This window comes from Variovorax sp. Soil_C_39 (assembly GCF_057656815.1).
This window is the reverse complement of sequence record NZ_JBDGJQ010000019.1, coordinates 47,465-63,496: the sequence shown is the minus strand read 5'-3', so window position 1 is coordinate 63,496 and position 16,032 is coordinate 47,465. Positions and strand designations below refer to the sequence as shown.

At 64.3% G+C, this 16,032-nt stretch carries 17 protein-coding genes; 11 read left to right on the top strand and 6 right to left on the bottom strand.

The genetic code is table 11. The features are described from left to right. Nucleotides 1-45 precede the first annotated feature (45 nt). From AC3A6J_RS27105 to AC3A6J_RS27095, 3 genes are all read right to left on the bottom strand, one after another. The gene (locus AC3A6J_RS27105) at nt 46-420 is read right to left on the bottom strand and encodes a hypothetical protein (RefSeq protein WP_487863109.1); all 375 of its coding nucleotides are present in this window, start codon (nt 418-420) and stop codon (nt 46-48) included. A 156-nt stretch (nt 421-576) separates the two neighbouring features. Beyond that, the gene (locus AC3A6J_RS27100; RefSeq protein ID WP_487863108.1) at nt 577-2,379 is read right to left on the bottom strand and encodes a DUF6538 domain-containing protein; all 1,803 of its coding nucleotides are present in this window, start codon (nt 2,377-2,379) and stop codon (nt 577-579) included. Between the two features lie 212 nt (nt 2,380-2,591). Next, nucleotides 2,592-2,897, bottom strand: coding sequence for a helix-turn-helix domain-containing protein (locus AC3A6J_RS27095; protein ID WP_487863107.1), 306 nt, complete (start codon nt 2,895-2,897; stop codon nt 2,592-2,594). A gap of 149 nt (nt 2,898-3,046) precedes the next feature. Here AC3A6J_RS27095 and AC3A6J_RS27090 point away from each other — a divergent pair, with 149 nt between their 5' ends. The 3 genes from AC3A6J_RS27090 to AC3A6J_RS27080 all read left to right on the top strand — a co-directional run bounded on the left by AC3A6J_RS27090 (nt 3,047) and on the right by AC3A6J_RS27080 (nt 5,335). After that, nucleotides 3,047-3,619, top strand: coding sequence for a helix-turn-helix domain-containing protein (locus AC3A6J_RS27090; RefSeq protein WP_487863106.1), 573 nt, complete (start codon nt 3,047-3,049; stop codon nt 3,617-3,619). 238 nt (nt 3,620-3,857) lie between these two features. After that, nucleotides 3,858-4,493, top strand: a complete 636-nt coding sequence (locus AC3A6J_RS27085; RefSeq protein ID WP_487863105.1) for a type IV toxin-antitoxin system AbiEi family antitoxin domain-containing protein — start codon at nt 3,858-3,860, stop codon at nt 4,491-4,493. After that, nucleotides 4,490-5,335: a nucleotidyl transferase AbiEii/AbiGii toxin family protein gene (locus tag AC3A6J_RS27080; RefSeq protein ID WP_487863104.1), complete on the top strand. Its 846-nt coding sequence runs from the start codon at nt 4,490-4,492 to the stop codon at nt 5,333-5,335. Before AC3A6J_RS27085 ends, AC3A6J_RS27080 begins: the two co-directional genes overlap by 4 nt. Before the next feature lie 201 nt (nt 5,336-5,536). On the opposite strand, the gene vapB is transcribed toward AC3A6J_RS27080, so the two are convergent. Both vapB and AC3A6J_RS27070 read right to left on the bottom strand, forming a co-directional pair. Further along, nucleotides 5,537-5,770, bottom strand: coding sequence for a type II toxin-antitoxin system VapB family antitoxin (gene vapB / locus AC3A6J_RS27075; protein WP_487863103.1), 234 nt, complete (start codon nt 5,768-5,770; stop codon nt 5,537-5,539). 387 nt (nt 5,771-6,157) lie between these two features. After that, nucleotides 6,158-6,838, bottom strand: a complete 681-nt coding sequence (locus tag AC3A6J_RS27070) for a GntR family transcriptional regulator (protein ID WP_487863102.1) — start codon at nt 6,836-6,838, stop codon at nt 6,158-6,160. A gap of 100 nt (nt 6,839-6,938) precedes the next feature. Between AC3A6J_RS27070 and AC3A6J_RS27065 the strand changes: the two genes are divergently transcribed. Genes AC3A6J_RS27065 through AC3A6J_RS27030 form a run of 8 tightly spaced genes read left to right on the top strand, consistent with a single transcriptional unit; the run spans nt 6,939 to nt 13,537 of the window. Then, nucleotides 6,939-7,679, top strand: a complete 741-nt coding sequence (locus AC3A6J_RS27065) for an HAD-IA family hydrolase (protein WP_487863101.1) — start codon at nt 6,939-6,941, stop codon at nt 7,677-7,679. A gap of 11 nt (nt 7,680-7,690) precedes the next feature. Continuing rightward, the gene (locus AC3A6J_RS27060) at nt 7,691-8,578 is read left to right on the top strand and encodes an amino acid ABC transporter substrate-binding protein (protein WP_487863100.1); all 888 of its coding nucleotides are present in this window, start codon (nt 7,691-7,693) and stop codon (nt 8,576-8,578) included. A gap of 19 nt (nt 8,579-8,597) precedes the next feature. Then, the gene (locus tag AC3A6J_RS27055) at nt 8,598-9,314 is read left to right on the top strand and encodes an amino acid ABC transporter permease (protein WP_487863099.1); all 717 of its coding nucleotides are present in this window, start codon (nt 8,598-8,600) and stop codon (nt 9,312-9,314) included. Beyond that, the gene (locus tag AC3A6J_RS27050) at nt 9,311-9,973 is read left to right on the top strand and encodes an amino acid ABC transporter permease (RefSeq protein ID WP_487863098.1); all 663 of its coding nucleotides are present in this window, start codon (nt 9,311-9,313) and stop codon (nt 9,971-9,973) included. The genes AC3A6J_RS27055 and AC3A6J_RS27050 overlap by 4 nt, the downstream gene beginning before the upstream one ends. After that, nucleotides 9,970-10,728 carry an amino acid ABC transporter ATP-binding protein gene (locus tag AC3A6J_RS27045; protein WP_487863097.1) on the top strand — a complete coding sequence of 253 codons (759 nt, stop codon included), beginning with the start codon at nt 9,970-9,972 and terminating at the stop codon, nt 10,726-10,728. The genes AC3A6J_RS27050 and AC3A6J_RS27045 overlap by 4 nt, the downstream gene beginning before the upstream one ends. Nucleotides 10,729-10,752: 24 nt before the next feature. Next, nucleotides 10,753-11,841 (top strand): threonine ammonia-lyase, encoded by a 1,089-nt coding sequence (locus tag AC3A6J_RS27040; RefSeq protein ID WP_487863096.1) that lies wholly within the window; start codon nt 10,753-10,755, stop codon nt 11,839-11,841. 56 nt (nt 11,842-11,897) lie between these two features. Next, nucleotides 11,898-13,124, top strand: coding sequence for a pyridoxal phosphate-dependent aminotransferase (locus AC3A6J_RS27035; protein WP_487863095.1), 1,227 nt, complete (start codon nt 11,898-11,900; stop codon nt 13,122-13,124). Nucleotides 13,125-13,138: 14 nt separating this feature from the next. Beyond that, a complete protein-coding gene (locus AC3A6J_RS27030; RefSeq protein ID WP_487863094.1) occupies nt 13,139-13,537 on the top strand; it encodes a RidA family protein in 399 nt (132 codons plus the stop codon). Between the two features lie 81 nt (nt 13,538-13,618). On the opposite strand, the gene AC3A6J_RS27025 is transcribed toward AC3A6J_RS27030, so the two are convergent. Further along, on the bottom strand, nt 13,619-16,003 hold the full coding sequence (locus AC3A6J_RS27025) for a DNA polymerase II (protein WP_487863093.1): 2,385 nt from the start codon (nt 16,001-16,003) through the stop codon (nt 13,619-13,621). Nucleotides 16,004-16,032 lie beyond the last annotated feature (29 nt).

Here is a 16,032-nt window from a genome sequence, read left to right as displayed (position 1 = left end):
GTTAGGGTTCTTACGTGGGTCAGATTTGGATGGAAATCGCCGGGATTAGTGGGTCACTTCTGGATGGAAATCAACAGACTGAGTCTTGCCCATGCCGGTCGGCAGAGCGATCGCGACGCGCCGACGACCACCGCGCTCGAAAGCGAGGTCTGTGAAGGCGGCCAGGGTGTCGCGGAGGGCCTCGGAGTGCGCGGGGCTGATCACGTTGCCTACACGCTGCAGGAAGGCACACAGGTGGGCGTGTGACCTCTCTACGAGCGCCGCAGCCGCCTCAGACTGCTCACGACCCGAGGGAACGGAAGTCGGATTGTCGAATACAGCGTCGTTCGCAGTACAGCCGCTGGGTGCGAACATGGCTTCGCTATCAGCGGCAAGCTGTGGCTGGTTGATGATGTCGTGGGCGTGTGGCTGGCTGGGCATGTCGGCGGAATCAGTGCAGCGATGAGCCTACTACAGGGGTCACGATGGCCGATCGGTTGCCCGCTGCGAGGAAGCGCCCACTGCAGAAAAACTTCTCGCAACTGCCCGATCTGTCCAAGCAGCGCCGCCAAGGAGCCCAGTGCTGCCCGCCTCGTGCTACTGCTCGGATACCTTCCATGCTGGCGCGACGAAGACGCGCTTGAGGTCGAGCGACGGGTACGTGAGGCGGTTCAGGGCTGATCGCAAGCCATCGGCACGACGACGCATCGTTGCGCCGTAGCTCACGTCATGCACGTCGCCGCTTGAGTGGCCAATGATCGCCTTCGAGACATCGGAGCCAACACCGACGAGACCAAGCTCAGTCCGAACGGTGTGCCTGAAGCTATGGAGGTCCTTCGGCTGACCCTCGAAGCCGCGTGTCTTCTTGTACGCGCCGAACCACTTGCCAATGCCGGCAGCTGCACCGTTCTGCCCGCCCTTCGGCAATGCAGGAAAGAGGGGGCGAGGGCCGCCCTTCGACATCGCCTCCCAGTAGTCGCGGAACCCCAGCTCGATGAGCTTGTCGTGAACCGGTGTGCATCGCCATGACGGCGAGATCCGCTGGCCTGCCTTCTTCTTCAGGCGCTGACCGCGTGCCGCGTTCTCGCGGAACTCGATTGCGAGGCCGCCTTGCGCCGTCTCGAACACGTCATCGGTCCAGAGCTGCGCGATTTCTCCCGGTCTTGCGCCAGTGTGTGCAAGCACGAGCGGCACCCAGTACGCGGCATCCTTGCCGGCCGAGCTGGACGATGGCAGGGCATACGCGCGATAGACCTCGGAGTCGAACAGGAGTTTCATGTCCTCATTGGTCCAAGGCAGTCGAGCTTCCGCCTCCGCACCGCCCTCGCGCACCGCGACACCGTTCAACGGATCGCCGGGAAGCCAACCACGCTGGACAGCCAACCGAAGCATGGCGCGAACGCTCGACAGGACGTTGTTGGCGGTATCCACCGTCTTCTTTTCGCGTATCGCCCACTCCTGTACCTTGTCCTTGAACCGCAAGCCGTCAGGGAGCTTGAGCGAATCAAGGGGCGGGTCACCCATGAACTCCGCGAACATGGCGGCGTGCCTTCGGAACACGCCCAACGTCTTGTCAGACCGCTTGCGATCGCGCTCCCAGAGCTCGAATGCATCGTTGATGGTGCGCTGGTTCAGGCCGTTGCTGCGCTGCAACGGGACGCCTGCCATGGAAGGGGCCACCGGCGTTTCGACGACCTCTCCCAAGTCGCGGCGACCTCGATCGATCCACGCCGTGACGACCGCTTGAAACACGGTCCTCAGCGCGGGCAGGTTGTCGGGGCGGTCCCAGTTGACGTGGAACCCCAGCGCCTCGGTCTCATGGTTTGCGTAGCCCCGCGCAAGGCTCAGATCGCCTTGAGCGAGAGCACCCTGAAATACCTTGCCGAGCAGCCGATGTATTTCCGTGAGCCGCCGAAGTTGATCAGCACGCATCCCGAGGTAAGCGGGTCGTCCCGGCTCTTCCTTCAGGTAGCTCGGCGTCGGCCAAGGACCATCGTCTGGGCCGCTCAGATACCGGATACGGAGTGGGGGCGCAATGATCTCGAACGCCTGTAGCAGGGCCATGAGATTCGTCGGGTTGTAGCGCGTCTCATCATCGTGCCCAAGGATTCGCGCCTTCACCCGTCCTGCCAGCACCTTCGCCATCTCCGGTGTCACGATCTCGATGGTCTGCGGCTCAAGGCGATCGCGCTCCGCTTGAAACGCCTCGTCCCATGCGACCGAAAGACGGCGTGCGGCTTGGTTCGCCTTGCGGACGTCCGATGTCTTCAAGGAAGACCGCTCGGCCCACTGCTTGCCGTGCCACTTCGACTTCGGGTGGGCGCGAAGGTCGGGTGGGACCGGTCGCTCGTAGTAGAGATTGACCGTGTTCTTCCGCCTGTGCACGAACTCAGCACGCATCGGGTTCTCACTTGCAACAAGTTGAGCGGACCCGGATTTACGCAGCATGGATACACAGTGGAGGCCCGGGGAACCCAGCATCTTCGCTGGGAACCGCGCCAATGCTGGCGCTGGGCAAAATCTGGCGGAGTGGACGGGACTCGAACCCGCGACCCCCGGCGTGACAGGCCGGTATTGCAAAAGAGCTTCCAATTGAGAAAGCTCGATGGAGCTCAGAGCCTTCGAGACCTCTTCACGGGCTGATCCATCGCCTGGAAAAACTCCGACGGTTGCATCCCGAGTGCTGCGACGATTTTAAGAATATTGATCAAAGCCAAGTTGTGCTCGCCGCGCTCGATGCCCCCCATGTAGCTTCGGTCGATGCCACATGCGTCTCCGAACGCCTCCTGTGAGTAGCCGCGTGCCTTGCGGAAGCGACGCACGCTTTCACCAAAGAGCACCAGCTCGGGCACCTTCTGCTTCGTTTTCCCGGATTCGACCATCCGTGGATGGTCCGGTTTGCCAGGATAACGTGCCACGGTATATGATTACCCGGTATAAGATTCCACATAGGCTTCCAGATATGGGCTTTCGACGACTAGCCTCTCCGCTGCCAACGGCGCAACCCTTTCGCGTACCCGCGTCGGTTTCACAGTGCACAACCTCATCGCGCACCGCCCGTCGTCACGTGCGCAGCGCCTCCGCATCACGCATCGGCTCCCAAGTGCGCACTCTGCGTCTTGCCGCGGGCACCTCCGCCGGCAAACTCGCCGAAAGCGCCGGCGTCTCCCGATCCATGCTCTCGCGGATCGAACACGGCTTGGCCTCTCCATCAGTCGAAACGCTCGATCGCATCGCCCTAGGCCTCGGGGTACCCGTCTCGCGCTTCTTCGCAGATCAACCCGGCCGCACGGACTTCTCGTATGTGCCCGCTGGCCGCGGCATCCATGTGCAGCGCCTTGGCGCCGTCACCGACCACGACTACGAGTTGCTCGGGCACCTGCTCTCGGGCAACCTGTTCGTCGAGCCATACCTGGTCACGCTGTTGCCGAGCGCAAAACCCTATGCCGCCTTCCAGCACCCGGGTCTCAAGTTCGTCTACCTGCTCTCGGGCCGAGTGGCCTACCGCTATGGAGAAAAGAGTCTTTCCCTAGGCGCAGGGGACTCGCTGCTCTTCCAGGCCGCCGCACTGCATGGCATAGAGGCCATCGAAGCCGAACCCGTCAGCTATCTGTCCGTCGTGTTCACGCTGCGCGATTAATTTGTGCTTGTGTCGCGCCACACCTCCACACCCCGGGGCCTGATGACCGGCGACGGCGATCCCGACCTTGATCGAGGGCCCCTCAGGACACCGATCTGCTCCGCCGCCACGAGTTGGAGTGTTCCAAGCGGGAGCAACCAAGATTCGCGGCTCCACACCCTATTCGCCGCTAGCGGCCAGCGAGAGGGCTGCAGTTCATAGTTCGTTGTTTAGGCACTTATTGACAAATGACTAGCAAATGCAACAGACTTCATCCATGCCACAGCTTAGGAATCCAACGCTGGAAAACGCCGCCCTGGCGCTCGCCCAGCGCCGGCCGCTGCTGCGCGCTCGCGACGTCGCTGAGCAGGGCCTGCCAACTGTGGTTCTCAGCCGCCTCGTCGCGTCTGGCAAGCTCGAACGTGTCGCCCGCGGCGTCTATAGCCTGCCGGGACGCGCCCTCAGCGAGCACCGGTCGCTCGCCGAAGCGGCCCTGCGCATACCGCGTGGCGTGGTGTGCCTGCTATCGGCGCTGCGCGTGCACGGCATAGGGACCCAAGCGCCGTTCGAGGTCTGGATGGCGGTCCCTCATCACTCACCCACACCGCGACTCGAGCAACCGGCTCTGCGCGTCGTGCGCATGTCAGGGGCGGCGTTGACAGAAGGTATCGAGACCGTCGTGATCGATGGTGTGAAGGTTCCCGTGTTCGATGCAGCCAAGACGGTGGCCGACTGTTTCAAGTACCGCAACAAGATCGGTCTGGACGTGGCGTTGGAGGCGCTGCACGATGGCTGGTCGCAGGGCAGGCTGTCGATGGATGCGCTCTGGCATTACGCTACGGTGGACCGTGTGGCCAATGTCATGCGACCCTATCTGGAAAGCGTTGCGGCATGAGCCGCAACCTTGCCGCCTCCATTCGTGCGCGCCTGAAGCAGCGCGCCGATGCGACAATGCAGGATTTCGACCTGACGCTCACCCACTACGGGCTGGAGCGGCTGCTGTATCGGCTGTCGGTCTCGCCGCATGCCGCCAACTACCTGCTCAAAGGCGCGCTGTTGTTTTCAGTGTGGTATGACCAGCCGCACCGGCCGACGCGCGATGCGGATCTGCTGGGCTTCGGTCCGGACGACGTCCAGACCGCCGTGTCGGCGTTCCGCGAAATCTGCCAGATCGCGGCGGAGGATGGCATCTCATTCGATCCTGCATCTGTCAAGGGCTCGGTGATCCGCAAAGAGGCCGGCTATGGTGGTGTACGGATCGACCTGCAGACGAAGCTCGATGGCGCCAGGATCGCGCTGCAGGTGGACATCGGTTTTGGCGATGCCGTGACGCCGTCGCCGCAACCGATGACCTACCCGGTACTGCTTGAAGACTTGCCTGCTCCGCAGTTGCGCAGCTACCCGAAGTACACAGTCGTGGCCGAGAAATTCCATGCGGCATGCCTGCTGGGCATGGCCAACACGCGCATGAAAGACTACTTTGATCTCTGGGTTCTGCTGAACGACGGGGCTCTGGAAACTGGAGAACTGCGCCGCGCAGTCGAGGCCACGTTCAACCGTCGGAAACTGGCGCTGCCCCGCACCCTTCCTGTGGGTTTGAGCGATGCCTTCGCGCAGGATGCGACGAAAAATCAGCAGTGGGCGGCGTTTCTGAGAAAGAACAGGCTCGAGCCCCTGGCCCTCACAGGCGTCGTCGCGCTATTGCGCCATGAGTTTGAGAAACTGACAGCGGTCTGAAGAATCGCCGCAGCGGTCCGGGCCGGGGTCGAAGAAAGCAGAGCGGCGGGCACCATCATTCAACTCAGACAAAGCGCTACTCCCTGCTTCGGATCGCAGCGGGGCGGGCTTCCTCCACAAAAACCGCATCGAAGCTGCCGGCCTGGGTGACACCGTGGCGCTGCTGGACGACCTGCTGCAGCCTTCCGCGGAACCGCAGCATCAGAGCGCTTCCCGCTCGGTTCGGTGCTGACTGGCGCGCTCGACCATGAAGTCCTCGCTGGCGGCGGGGCCCTCCAGGAAGAAGCTGTCCCAACTTTGGCCCAGCGGCACGATGATGCGCGCATTGCCTTTAGCTCTCACTTCCACCTTGTGCACGCCTTCGGGAAGGCGCACGTCCAGTGGAAGCCGGACAGCCTGAGTGCGGTTGTTGACGAAGACGGTTCCAATCGACATCCGATTCTCCTGCGCGTCCGCCTTTGTGAACGCATTCCGAATTGCACCAAATGAAGGCTAACTTCGATTGCCTGTCCAGGAAACCTCGTTGTGTCCGAAGTTTGTATGTCAATTTCGGACAAACATATTGCTCGCCTGCCCCGGGGCCGCGGCGGTGCCGCGATGAACACGGCATATGACGACGTGATCGCAACAAGCGATGCCGACCGAGGCGCGCTCTTGGTGGAGCCCGCCGCGGCTCGGCTCGGCACGGCCGCGCAGAACGTCGAGAAGGACTTCTGGGCACTCGTGCTTGGTTTCGACGGCCTTGAGGCCGGAAGCCCCCGCTTGTTCTCGAGGGCGGGACATCTCTCCCCGAAAGCCTTCGACCTCATCCCCGCTTCGGGATCATTCGACAGGGCGCGCCGCGAGGCATTCAACAAGCAGTTCGCCGGTGGCGCAGATGTGCTGTCGCAGGAGCTTGCATGCATTCACGACATCGCCCTGCTTGCACATTGCCAAAAGCTCCCAGTGCTCCTGTTGCGAGCGATTCCGGTGTGATGTGAACTCCCACGTGTAGCGCAGATAGCGCTCGAAACCCAGGCGCAGCGTTTCGACCATCGTCAGCGTCCGGGGGCGATTGGCCGCTGCATACAGCCCCCGATGAAAGCGGGCGTTCAGCAGGATGATGCGGTCCACGCTTTTCTCCTGGTCCAGTTCTTCCAGCACGCGTTCGGCGGCGGCGAACTCCGCAGCGCTCAGCCGCGGGATCGCCCATGCCAGGGCTTGCGGCTCCACCAGGCTCCTCAACTGCGTCATCTCTTCCGCCTCGGCAGCGGACATGGTGGCCACGCTGACACCGCGCCGGGGCTCGGAAGCCAGAAAACACTCGCGCACGAGGTCCTTGAACGCTTCCCTCACGACCGTCTGGCTGACGCCGAAGCGAGAGGCCACCGCGTCCTGCCGCAAGCGTTCGCCCGGCCTCAGCCGCCCCTGAATGATCTCGACGCGCAAGGCGTCCACCACGGCGCCGGCCGTGGATCGATCTCCGAGGACTTGGCCGGCGAGCGAGGTCTCCATGTGGTCCATAGCTTTTCTCCTGTCAGGGATTGTACGGACCCACCAACATCTTGACGATTATCGATAATCGATTAAAGTAAACCAACTTCCACTTTTTTCAAGGTTGCACATGACGCTCCGCCTCTCCGATTTCGACGCAGTGACCTTCGACGTCTACGGCACGTTGATCGACTGGGAACCCTCGATCGCCAGGTTCCTGACCCGCTGGGCGCAGGACAACAGGATCGAGGCCGACGCAGAGGCGCTCGTCATGGCCTTCGATGGCGCACGCGCTTCGATCCAGCAGGAACGCCCTGCCCACCTCTACCCCGATGTGCTGAGCAAGTGCTTCGAGCGCATCTGCGCCCAGTTCGACGTGGCGGTGGACCCCGACCTTCGCCGCCAGTTCTCGGCGGCGCCGCACACCTGGCCGGCCTTCGCCGACAGCCATGCCGGACTCAAGCGCTTGCAGCAGTCGACCAAGGTCGGCGCCTTCAGCAACATCGACCAGGCATCGCTCAACACCTCGTGCGACAACCTCGATTTCCGCTTCGACCTCATCGTCACGGCGCAGCGCGTGGGTGCCTACAAGCCGGATTGGCCGCATTTCGACACGGGCATCGGCGACCTCATGCGCATGGGCATCCCGCGCGAGCGGATCCTGCATGTGGGCCAAAGCCTGCGGGCCGACATCACGCCGGCCAATCGGCTGGGCGTGCGCTGTGCCTGGGTCAACCGCCCGGGCCGCCTGCTGGGCCTGTCGGGTGAAGGCGCGGCCGAAGCCAGACCGGACCTCACGGTCTCCAGCCTCGCCGAACTCGTCGCCGCCCTGACCGGCACCGATCAACCCGCGGCCGCGCTGGCCTCCTGAGGAGTGTCCGAATGAACACCGCCATCCTTTCCATGTCTCGCCTGCTGTTGCGCGTCGTCGGCGTCGCGCTGCTCGCGAGCAGCGGTGCGGCGCTCGCGCAGAGCACCGACCCAGTCCTCGAACGCATCAAGGCCAAGGGCACGATCACGCTGGGCTACCGGGAATCCTCGATCCCGTTCTCCTACCTGAACGCCGACCGCAAGCCCGTCGGCTATGCGATGGACCTCTGCCTGAAGGTGGTCGACGCGGTCAAGCAGAAGCTCCAGATGCCGGCATTGAAGGTCGACCACATCGCCGTGAACCCGCAGAACCGCATCGCACTGGTGGCCAATGGCACCGTCGACCTCGAATGCGGCTCGACGGTCAACACGCTGGGACGCCAGGCACAGGTGGACTTCAGCGCGCCGCACTTCATCTCGACCACCCGACTGCTGGTGCGCAAGGGCGCGGACATCAGGGAGGTCGAGGATCTCGATGGAAAGGCCGTGGCGTTGCCGATCAACACGACGCCGGAGCGGCTGATCAAGGCACTGATCGAAGCGAAGAAGCTGAAGGTCCGCATCGTTGCCGTCAAGGACAACTCGGAAGGCTTCCTCGCGCTCTCGACGAACCGGGTCGACGCCTTCTCCACCGACGACATCCTGCTGTCCGGGCTGCGCAAGACCGCGCCGGCACCGCTCGACTACGAGGTGGTCGGCCGGCCCCTGTCCTTCGACCCGTACGGCCTGATGCTGCAGAAGAACAGCACCGTGTTCCTGAGCCTCGTGAACGCCACCATCGCGCGCACCGTGCGCTCCGGCGAGCTTGCTGCTTCGTACGACAAGTGGTTCGCGCCTCTGGAGGTGCCGCTTTCGAAGGATCTCGCCGCCGCGCTGAAATTGGCCGCGCTCCCGGAATGAAGCCCGCTCGGCACGCCTGATGAACTACGCATGGAACTGGAAGGTCCTTTTCGAGGACCCCTACGCGGGATGGCTGCTGTCCGGCCTGCAAGCGACGGTGCTGATCTCGCTGGCAGCGTGGGCCATCGCCGTCACGATCGGTCTCGGGCTCGGCGTGCTCGGCTCATTGCCCGGCCGGGTGCGATGGCTGTTGACAGGGTACGTCTCGGTGTTCAGGAACGTCCCCCTGCTGGTGCAGCTGTTCATCTGGTTCTTCGTGGTGCCGGAACTTTTGCCGAGCGAGGCCGGCCGATGGCTCAAGCGGGATCTGCCCATGCCTGAGATCTGGACGGCCATCGCCGCGCTGGGGTTGTTCACTGCGTCGCGCGTCGCGGTCCAGGTCCGCTCCGGCATCGGCGCACTGCCGCGCGGCCAATGGCTCGCCGCCTCTGCGAGCGGCATGAGCCTGGCGCAGGCCTACCGATTCATTCTGCTGCCGCAGGCATTGCGGCTCGTGCTGCCGCCGCTGACCTCCGAGTTCCTCACCGTCTTCAAGAATTCCGCGCTGGCACTGACCATCGGCGTGTTCGAGATGACGGCGCAGAGCCGCCAGATCGAAAGCTACACCTTCAACGGCTTCGAGGCGTTCACGGCAGCCACCGTGGTGTACCTGTCGATCGCGCTTTGCGTGACCGCGGGCATGCGCCGCCTGGAGAAGAAGCTGATGATCCCCGGTACCCAGGGAGAACGGGCATGAGCGGGACATTCGATGCCTCCGTCATCGTGAACGCGTGGCCATTCCTCCTGGAAGGCCTCGGGCTCAGCCTGATGCTCACCCTGGTGGCGATGGCAGGCGGCCTCGTGCTCGGCCTGTTCCTGGCGCTTGCGCGTCTGTCCCGGCATCGCCTGCTCGCCGGGGCCGCAGCGGTCTATGTCAACGGATTCCGCGCCGTGCCGCTGATCCTCGTGATCTTCTGGTTCTACTTCCTGGTGCCGCTGATCGTGGGCAGGCCCGTGGGGGCACTCCCCTCTGCACTGATCGCCTTCACGCTCTTCGAAGCCGCGTACTACTCGGAGATCATCCGTGCAGGCCTGCAGAGCGTGCGCGCGGGCCAGTGGCAGGCGGCCGCGGCATCGGGGCTGCGGCCGGCGCAGGCGCTGCGCTTCGTCGTGCTGCCGCAGGCGGTGCGCAACATGATGCCGGTTCTCATCACCCAGGCGATCGTCCTGTTCCAGGACACCTCGCTCGTCTACGTCATTTCGCTGAGGGACTTCATGACCTCCACAAGCATCGTGGCCAACCGGGACAACCGGCTGGTCGAGATGTACCTGTTCGCAGCGCTCGTCTACTTCGTGCTCTGCGCATCCCTTTCCCTGGCGGCCCACCTCGCCGCCAACCGCAGGAGCGCCCCATGACGACCAGCACCAATACCGACGCACCGATCATCGAGGTGCGCGGATTGCACAAGTCCTATGGATCGGCGCCCGTGCTCAACGGTTGCGACCTCGCGATCCATCGCGGCGAGGTGGCCGTGATCTGCGGGCCCTCCGGCTCCGGAAAGAGCACGCTGATCAAGTGCTTCAATGGCCTCGAGCCCTTCCAGCAGGGCAGCGTGCGCGTCGACGGCGTCGAAGTAGGGGAAGCGAAGGCCGACCTGAGCCGGCTGCGCAGCCGTGTGGGCATGGTGTTCCAGCACTTCGAGCTCTATCCGCACCTGACCGTGCTGGAGAACCTCTGTCTTGCCCCGATGAAGGTGCTCGGCCGCACGCGCGAAGCGGCACATCAGAAGGCCAGCGAACTGTTGGGCCGTGTCGGACTGCCGGGGAAGATCGACGCGTATCCGGCCCAGCTCTCCGGCGGTCAGCAGCAGCGCATCGCGATCGCCAGGGCGCTGGCGATGGAGCCGATCGTCATGCTCTTCGACGAGCCGACCTCGGCGCTGGATCCGGAAATGATCGGCGAAGTGCTCGCGGTGATGCTGGAACTCGCCCGGGACGGCATGACGATGGCCGTCGTCACGCACGAGATGGGGTTCGCCCGCCGCGCCGCGGACCACGTCATCTTCATGGATGCCGGGAAGGTCGTGGAGAACACGCCGACGGACGCCTTTTTCGCATCCCCGGCCTCCGCGCGAGCGCGCGAATTCCTCTCGCGGCTCGTCTCCCACTGAGGGCACCAGCCACGAACGCACACCATGACACGACACCCCCCAAGACCCCGCGCGGTCATCACGCACGAATCGCTGGGCCGCATGCGCGTGCCGACCTTCGCCGACGTCCAGGCAGCGCTCGACCGCATCAGCGCGCACGTGGTGCGCACGCCCCTCCTTCGCTCGACAGCCCTCGATCGCATCGCCGGCGCGCCGGTCTGGCTGAAGGCGGAGAACCTGCAGGTGACGGGATCGTTCAAGGCCCGCGGCGCCTTCAACGCCATGTTGCGGCTGGACGATGCCGAACGGCAACGTGGCGTCGTGGCCTATTCCACCGGCAACCATGGCCAGGCCATCGCCTGGGCCGCCAGGTGCCTCGGCATTCCAGCCACGATCGTCATGCCCGCCGATGCGCCGCGCAACAAGGTCGCTCGCGCGCTGGCCCATGGCGCCCGCGTGGTCCACTACGACCGGCGACGCGAAAGCCGCGAGGCGATCGGAATGCGCTTGCTGCACGATTCCGGCGGCACGCTCATACCGCCGGGCGATCACCCCGACGTGCTGGCTGCGCAGGGCACGGTTGCACTGGAAGCGCTCGATGCACTGCCGCCCGCCGCCAAGGCCAACCTGGGTACCTTCGCCGCACCGTGCGGCGGTGGCGGCCTGCTGGCGGGATGCGGCCTGGTGCTGGAAGCCCTCGTTCCGGCTGCACGGATCGCCGCGGTAGAGCCTTTCGGTTTCGACGATACGGCGCGCTCGCTCGACAGCGGAACGCGGGAGGTCAACAGCCCTGCCGCGAGCACGCTCGCCGACGCCCTGCAGGCGACCACGCCCGCCGAATTGCCATTCGAGATCAACCGGCACTGCCTGACCGACGCATTGACCGTGACGGACGCGGAAATCGCGGCAGCCGTGCGCTTCGCGCTCGCCGAACTGCGCATGGTCGTCGAACCAGGCGGCGCCGTGGCACTGGCCGCCGTTCTGGCCGGCCGCCTCCAGCTCGGCAACAGGGATGCCGTCGTGGTGCTTTCCGGCGGCAACGTCGACATGCCGCTGCTCGCCGCGCTGATCCAGGGCGACGACGGGGCACCCTACACCGAGCGCGACACGACATCGGGCCTACGCACCGCCTGACACCTTGCGCGAACGCGCACTTGTACGCGCTTTTTCTACAACACAGCGAGAACGCCATGAAGACGATCGAAGAGAAATTCCTGAAGCTGGGCATCGACAACGCGCCAGGCCAAGAGGTGCGCGAAAGCCCGAGCGACGACAGTCCGACGAGACCCGGTGAAAGCCTCCCGGGCGCCGCGGTCGATTTCTCGCACGGCGACGTGAACGCCACCGGATTCGAGCCGACGCCCGGTGCACTCGATGCATTCGTCCAGGGGGTCCATCGCGGCGGTTCCCAAGCCTACACGGAGTACCGCGGCGATGCAGCCATTCGGGAGAAGCTCGCGATCGCTCTGAGTGCGTTTTCCGGGCACCCCGTTTCGGGCGCCGAAGAAGTCATCATCACTCCCGGCACGCAAAGCGCCCTGTTCCTGGCCGTCGCGAGCACCGTCACCACAGACGACAAGGTAGCGGTCGTTCAGCCGGACTACTTCGCCAACCGAAAGCTGGTCGAATTCATGGGTGCGCAGATGATCCCCGTGCGGCTCGACTACTTGAACGGCACCGTGCACGCCGGCCTGGATTTGCAGCAACTCGAGTCCGCTTTCAAGGCAGGCGCGAAGGTCTTCCTGTTCTCGAACCCGAACAACCCGACCGGAGCGGTGTACTCCCGAAGCGAGATCGCGCAGATCGCGGGCCTCGCCGAGCGCTTCGGTGCAACAGTGATCGTCGATCAGCTCTATTCGCGGCTGCTCTACGAGGGACAACCGTACGTCCATCTTCGCCGCCTTGCGACCGGAATCGACAACGTGATCACCATCATGGGACCGTCCAAGACGGAATCGTTGAGTGGCTACCGGCTGGGAGTGGCCTTCGGCAGTGCACGCCTCGTGCAGCGCATGGAGAAGCTCCAGGCCATCGTTTCCCTGCGCGCTCCCGGTTACTGCCAGGCCGTGTTGCAGACCTGGTTCTCCGAGCCCGCCGGATGGCTGGGCGAACGCATCGCCAAGCACCAGCAGATTCGCGACTCATTGCTGGCGGTCTTCCGAGACACGGACGGCGTGGTGGTCCGCACACCGCAGGCGGGCAGCTACCTCTTTCCGCGCCTTCCGAAGCTGCACCCGCCCCTGCCGGTCTTCGTCAGAGCACTGCGGCTGCAGGCGAACGTCACTGTCACGCCTGGAACCGAATTCAGTTCGGACGCACATGACAGCATCCGCTTGAACTTCTCGCAGAATCACGATGCAGCAGTGGCTGCGGTCCAGCGCATCGCTGCCATGGTCGAGCGGCACCGGGTTTCCTGAGCATGAATCAGCACATGATCAGAAAAGCCTTCAGCAGCGAATCCTCGCCGCCGCCAGCCGGCACTTACAGCGTCGCGGTGCAATCGGGCCACCTCGTGTTCCTATCGGGCCAGACCCCACGTGATCGCGACAACGTCAGGCATGGTGACAAGCCCTTTGCCGTACAGGCAAGGATGGCGCTCGACAATCTCGAGGCAGCTGCGAACGCAGCAGGATCGAGTCTCCGCGACGCAGTCAAGGTGGGTGTATTTCTCAGGGATATGGCGAACGCCGCTGAGTTCGATGCAATCTACGCGACTTACGTCGGGTGGCCCCCGCCCGCGAGAACGCTGACCCATTCGGGCTTTGCGGCGTTTGACATCGAGGTCGACGCAATACTCGACCGAGGCTCTGCGAGCCAAACGTCGGGCTAGAGCAGCGGCAACCACCGATTTTCGTCAAGGCTGCGATCACGAGGAGAGCGAGGAGGTTGAGCGACGCGCCTTCGATCTCGGCTAGAAGAGCCCATGTTGCGACGTCGTCAAGGCCGTGAAGCTTTCTCCCATGGGCTGAAGAATGGCGTCGGCAATCGGCTGGAGTTGCCTGCTGAGGTAATGTTCGTAGTCGATGCGCGCATGGCGGGTTTCCAGCGGCTCCGGTCCGTTCTGCGTCATGACATACTGGATCCAGCCGCCTTTCTGATACTGCTTGGGCCGACCGATGCGGGCGTTGTGTTCGTCGGCGATGCGCGCGGCCCGGACCTGCGGGGGCACGTTGACCCGGTAGGCATCGAGCCGATGGCGCAGGCGCTTGCGGTAGATGAGCAGGTCGTCCTTGGCGCCAGCCAGCGTCGATTTTGCATAGTCGGCCACGAACTCCTTGTACGGCGCGCCCTGGAAGATGCGTGAAAGCAGGCCCTCCTGGAATTGCCGCGCCAGCGGGGTCCAGTCGCTGCGCGCCATCTCCAGGCCGCGGTACACCATCTGCTCCTTGCCCGCGGCGTCTACACCGAGACCCGCGTAGCGCTTCTTGCTGCCGACCTCCGAGCCGCGAATCGTGGGCATGAAGAACTTCTTGTAGTGGGTGTCCACCTCGATCTCCAGAAAGCTCTCCAGCCCCTGCTCGTCGCGAAGCGTGCGCGTCCACCAGTCGTTGATGTCCGCCGCCAGGCTGGCCGCGACGGAGTGTGCCTCCTCGTTTGCATGGGTGCGCTTGAGCCAGATGAAGATCGAGTCGGTATCGCCATAGATGGCCTCATACCCCCGTTTCTCCACGAACTCGCGCGTGAGCTTCATCATCTCGTGGCCGCGCAGGGTGACGGCGGACACCAGCTCGGGGTTGAAGAACCGGCACTCGCTCGCCCCCAGCACGCCGGCGAAGGAGTTCATGAGCAGCTTCAGCGCCTGCGACAGCGGCTCGTTCTTCGCGCGCTTGGCCTCGTCCCGGGCGCGCCAGAGCGTGGTCACGATCTCGGGCAGGCAGTGCCTGTCGCGCGAAAAGACAGTCCCCTTCGGTCCCCTGACGCACCCGGCCAGATCGCTGGCGTTCGAGCCCTCGACGAGGCCCACCGGATCGACCAGGAAGGTCCGGATGATCGAGGGGTAGAGGCTCTTGTAGTCCAGCACCACGACAGAATCGTAGAACCCCGGTTTCGAGTCCATCACGTACCCGCCGGGATAGGCCTTGCACGCAATCTCGCCCACGTTCGGCGCCACGTAGCCCAGCCGGTGCATCCGCGGCATGTAGTGGTGGCTGAACGCGGCAATCGAGCCGCCGAAGTGGTCGGCCTGCAGTCCAGTGGTCTGGGCCCGCTCCATCATGAACTGCAGCAGCTTCGCTTTGTCGAAGATCCGCAGGACCAGCTCGCAATCCCGCATGTTGTAGAGCGCGAGCGCAGGCTTGTCTTCCTGGTAGCGGCGCTCGATCTCCGCCATCTTGTCGTATTCGTCGCCGATCGCCTTGCCCTCGCCGAGCAGCGCTTGCGAGACGGTCTCGAGGCTGAAGGACGGGAAGCTCCACACCGCGGCCTTCAGCGCGTCGATGCCGTCGATGACGACCCGGCCCGGTGTCGGCGCGAACAGGTAGCCCTGCTTGCCCGGATGGGTGCGCCATTCGATGGGACGGCGCTCCCGCCCGAGCAGGAGCTGCACGCCACAGTCGTTGGCTGTCTTCTGAAGCACCCGCAGGTCGAACTGGACGACGTTCCAGCCGATGATGACGTCGGGGTCGTTCCGCTCGAACCAATCATTGAGCTTCTCGAGCATCGCCCGGCGCGACGGGCAATAGACGAGCGCGAAGGGCTTGGGCGCATGCGATCCGGATGACGCCCCTTGCGGCGGCTCGCCCAGCATGAAGACGACACGCTCCAGCGTGCCGTCCAGCGCAATGGAATAGAGCGCTTCGTCCTGGCTCGTCTCGATGTCCAGCGACACGACCTTCAGCACCGGCCGGAATTCGGGCGCGGGCTTGAGTCTGCAGTCGGCGATGGTGGCGCCCTCTGTGCGCCCTCCTTCCACCCGCACGCCGGCGGTGATGAAGCGTTCCATCAGGTAGCGGTCGTGCGGGCGCACGTCGGCTTCGAGCAGGGGAATGTTTTGTGCCTGGAGGGCGCGAGCCAACCGGCCGAGCTGGCGGAAGTGCTTCGCGTAGACACCGAGCACCGCTTCCTGCTGGAAGGTCTTGAGCTCGAGCTCGCGCAACTGCACGCCTTGCATGCTGGTCAGGTGGTCTTCGACCGCCGCCTTGTGCCGGGTGGCAACGAACGCAACGCTGCTGCGGGAGGTCAGGACCACTTTCCTCGGCCCCGCATCGGTTGCCAGCCAGTATTCGATCACCGTACCGGCGAGCGCATCCCGCCAGTGACGCGTGAGGATGAAGCCCTTGAGTTCGGCGGATGTCACGGAATTCTGGAGAGAGTCGGGCAAGGAGG

Excerpts from the sequence above, each read along its gene's own strand:
- AC3A6J_RS27105 (WP_487863109.1), bottom strand. The coding sequence starts at position 420 with ATGCCCAGCCAGCCACACGCCCACGACATCATCAACCAGCCACAGCTT.
- AC3A6J_RS27100 (WP_487863108.1), bottom strand. The coding sequence starts at position 2,379 with ATGCGTGCTGAGTTCGTGCACAGGCGGAAGAACACGGTCAATCTCTAC.
- AC3A6J_RS27085 (WP_487863105.1), top strand. The coding sequence starts at position 3,858 with ATGCAACAGACTTCATCCATGCCACAGCTTAGGAATCCAACGCTGGAA.
- AC3A6J_RS27080 (WP_487863104.1), top strand. The coding sequence starts at position 4,490 with ATGAGCCGCAACCTTGCCGCCTCCATTCGTGCGCGCCTGAAGCAGCGC.
- vapB (WP_487863103.1), bottom strand. The coding sequence starts at position 5,770 with ATGTCGATTGGAACCGTCTTCGTCAACAACCGCACTCAGGCTGTCCGG.
- AC3A6J_RS27070 (WP_487863102.1), bottom strand. The coding sequence starts at position 6,838 with ATGGACCACATGGAGACCTCGCTCGCCGGCCAAGTCCTCGGAGATCGA.
- AC3A6J_RS27065 (WP_487863101.1), top strand. The coding sequence starts at position 6,939 with ATGACGCTCCGCCTCTCCGATTTCGACGCAGTGACCTTCGACGTCTAC.
- AC3A6J_RS27060 (WP_487863100.1), top strand. The coding sequence starts at position 7,691 with ATGAACACCGCCATCCTTTCCATGTCTCGCCTGCTGTTGCGCGTCGTC.
- AC3A6J_RS27055 (WP_487863099.1), top strand. The coding sequence starts at position 8,598 with ATGAACTACGCATGGAACTGGAAGGTCCTTTTCGAGGACCCCTACGCG.
- AC3A6J_RS27050 (WP_487863098.1), top strand. The coding sequence starts at position 9,311 with ATGAGCGGGACATTCGATGCCTCCGTCATCGTGAACGCGTGGCCATTC.
- AC3A6J_RS27045 (WP_487863097.1), top strand. The coding sequence starts at position 9,970 with ATGACGACCAGCACCAATACCGACGCACCGATCATCGAGGTGCGCGGA.
- AC3A6J_RS27040 (WP_487863096.1), top strand. The coding sequence starts at position 10,753 with ATGACACGACACCCCCCAAGACCCCGCGCGGTCATCACGCACGAATCG.
- AC3A6J_RS27035 (WP_487863095.1), top strand. The coding sequence starts at position 11,898 with ATGAAGACGATCGAAGAGAAATTCCTGAAGCTGGGCATCGACAACGCG.
- AC3A6J_RS27030 (WP_487863094.1), top strand. The coding sequence starts at position 13,139 with ATGATCAGAAAAGCCTTCAGCAGCGAATCCTCGCCGCCGCCAGCCGGC.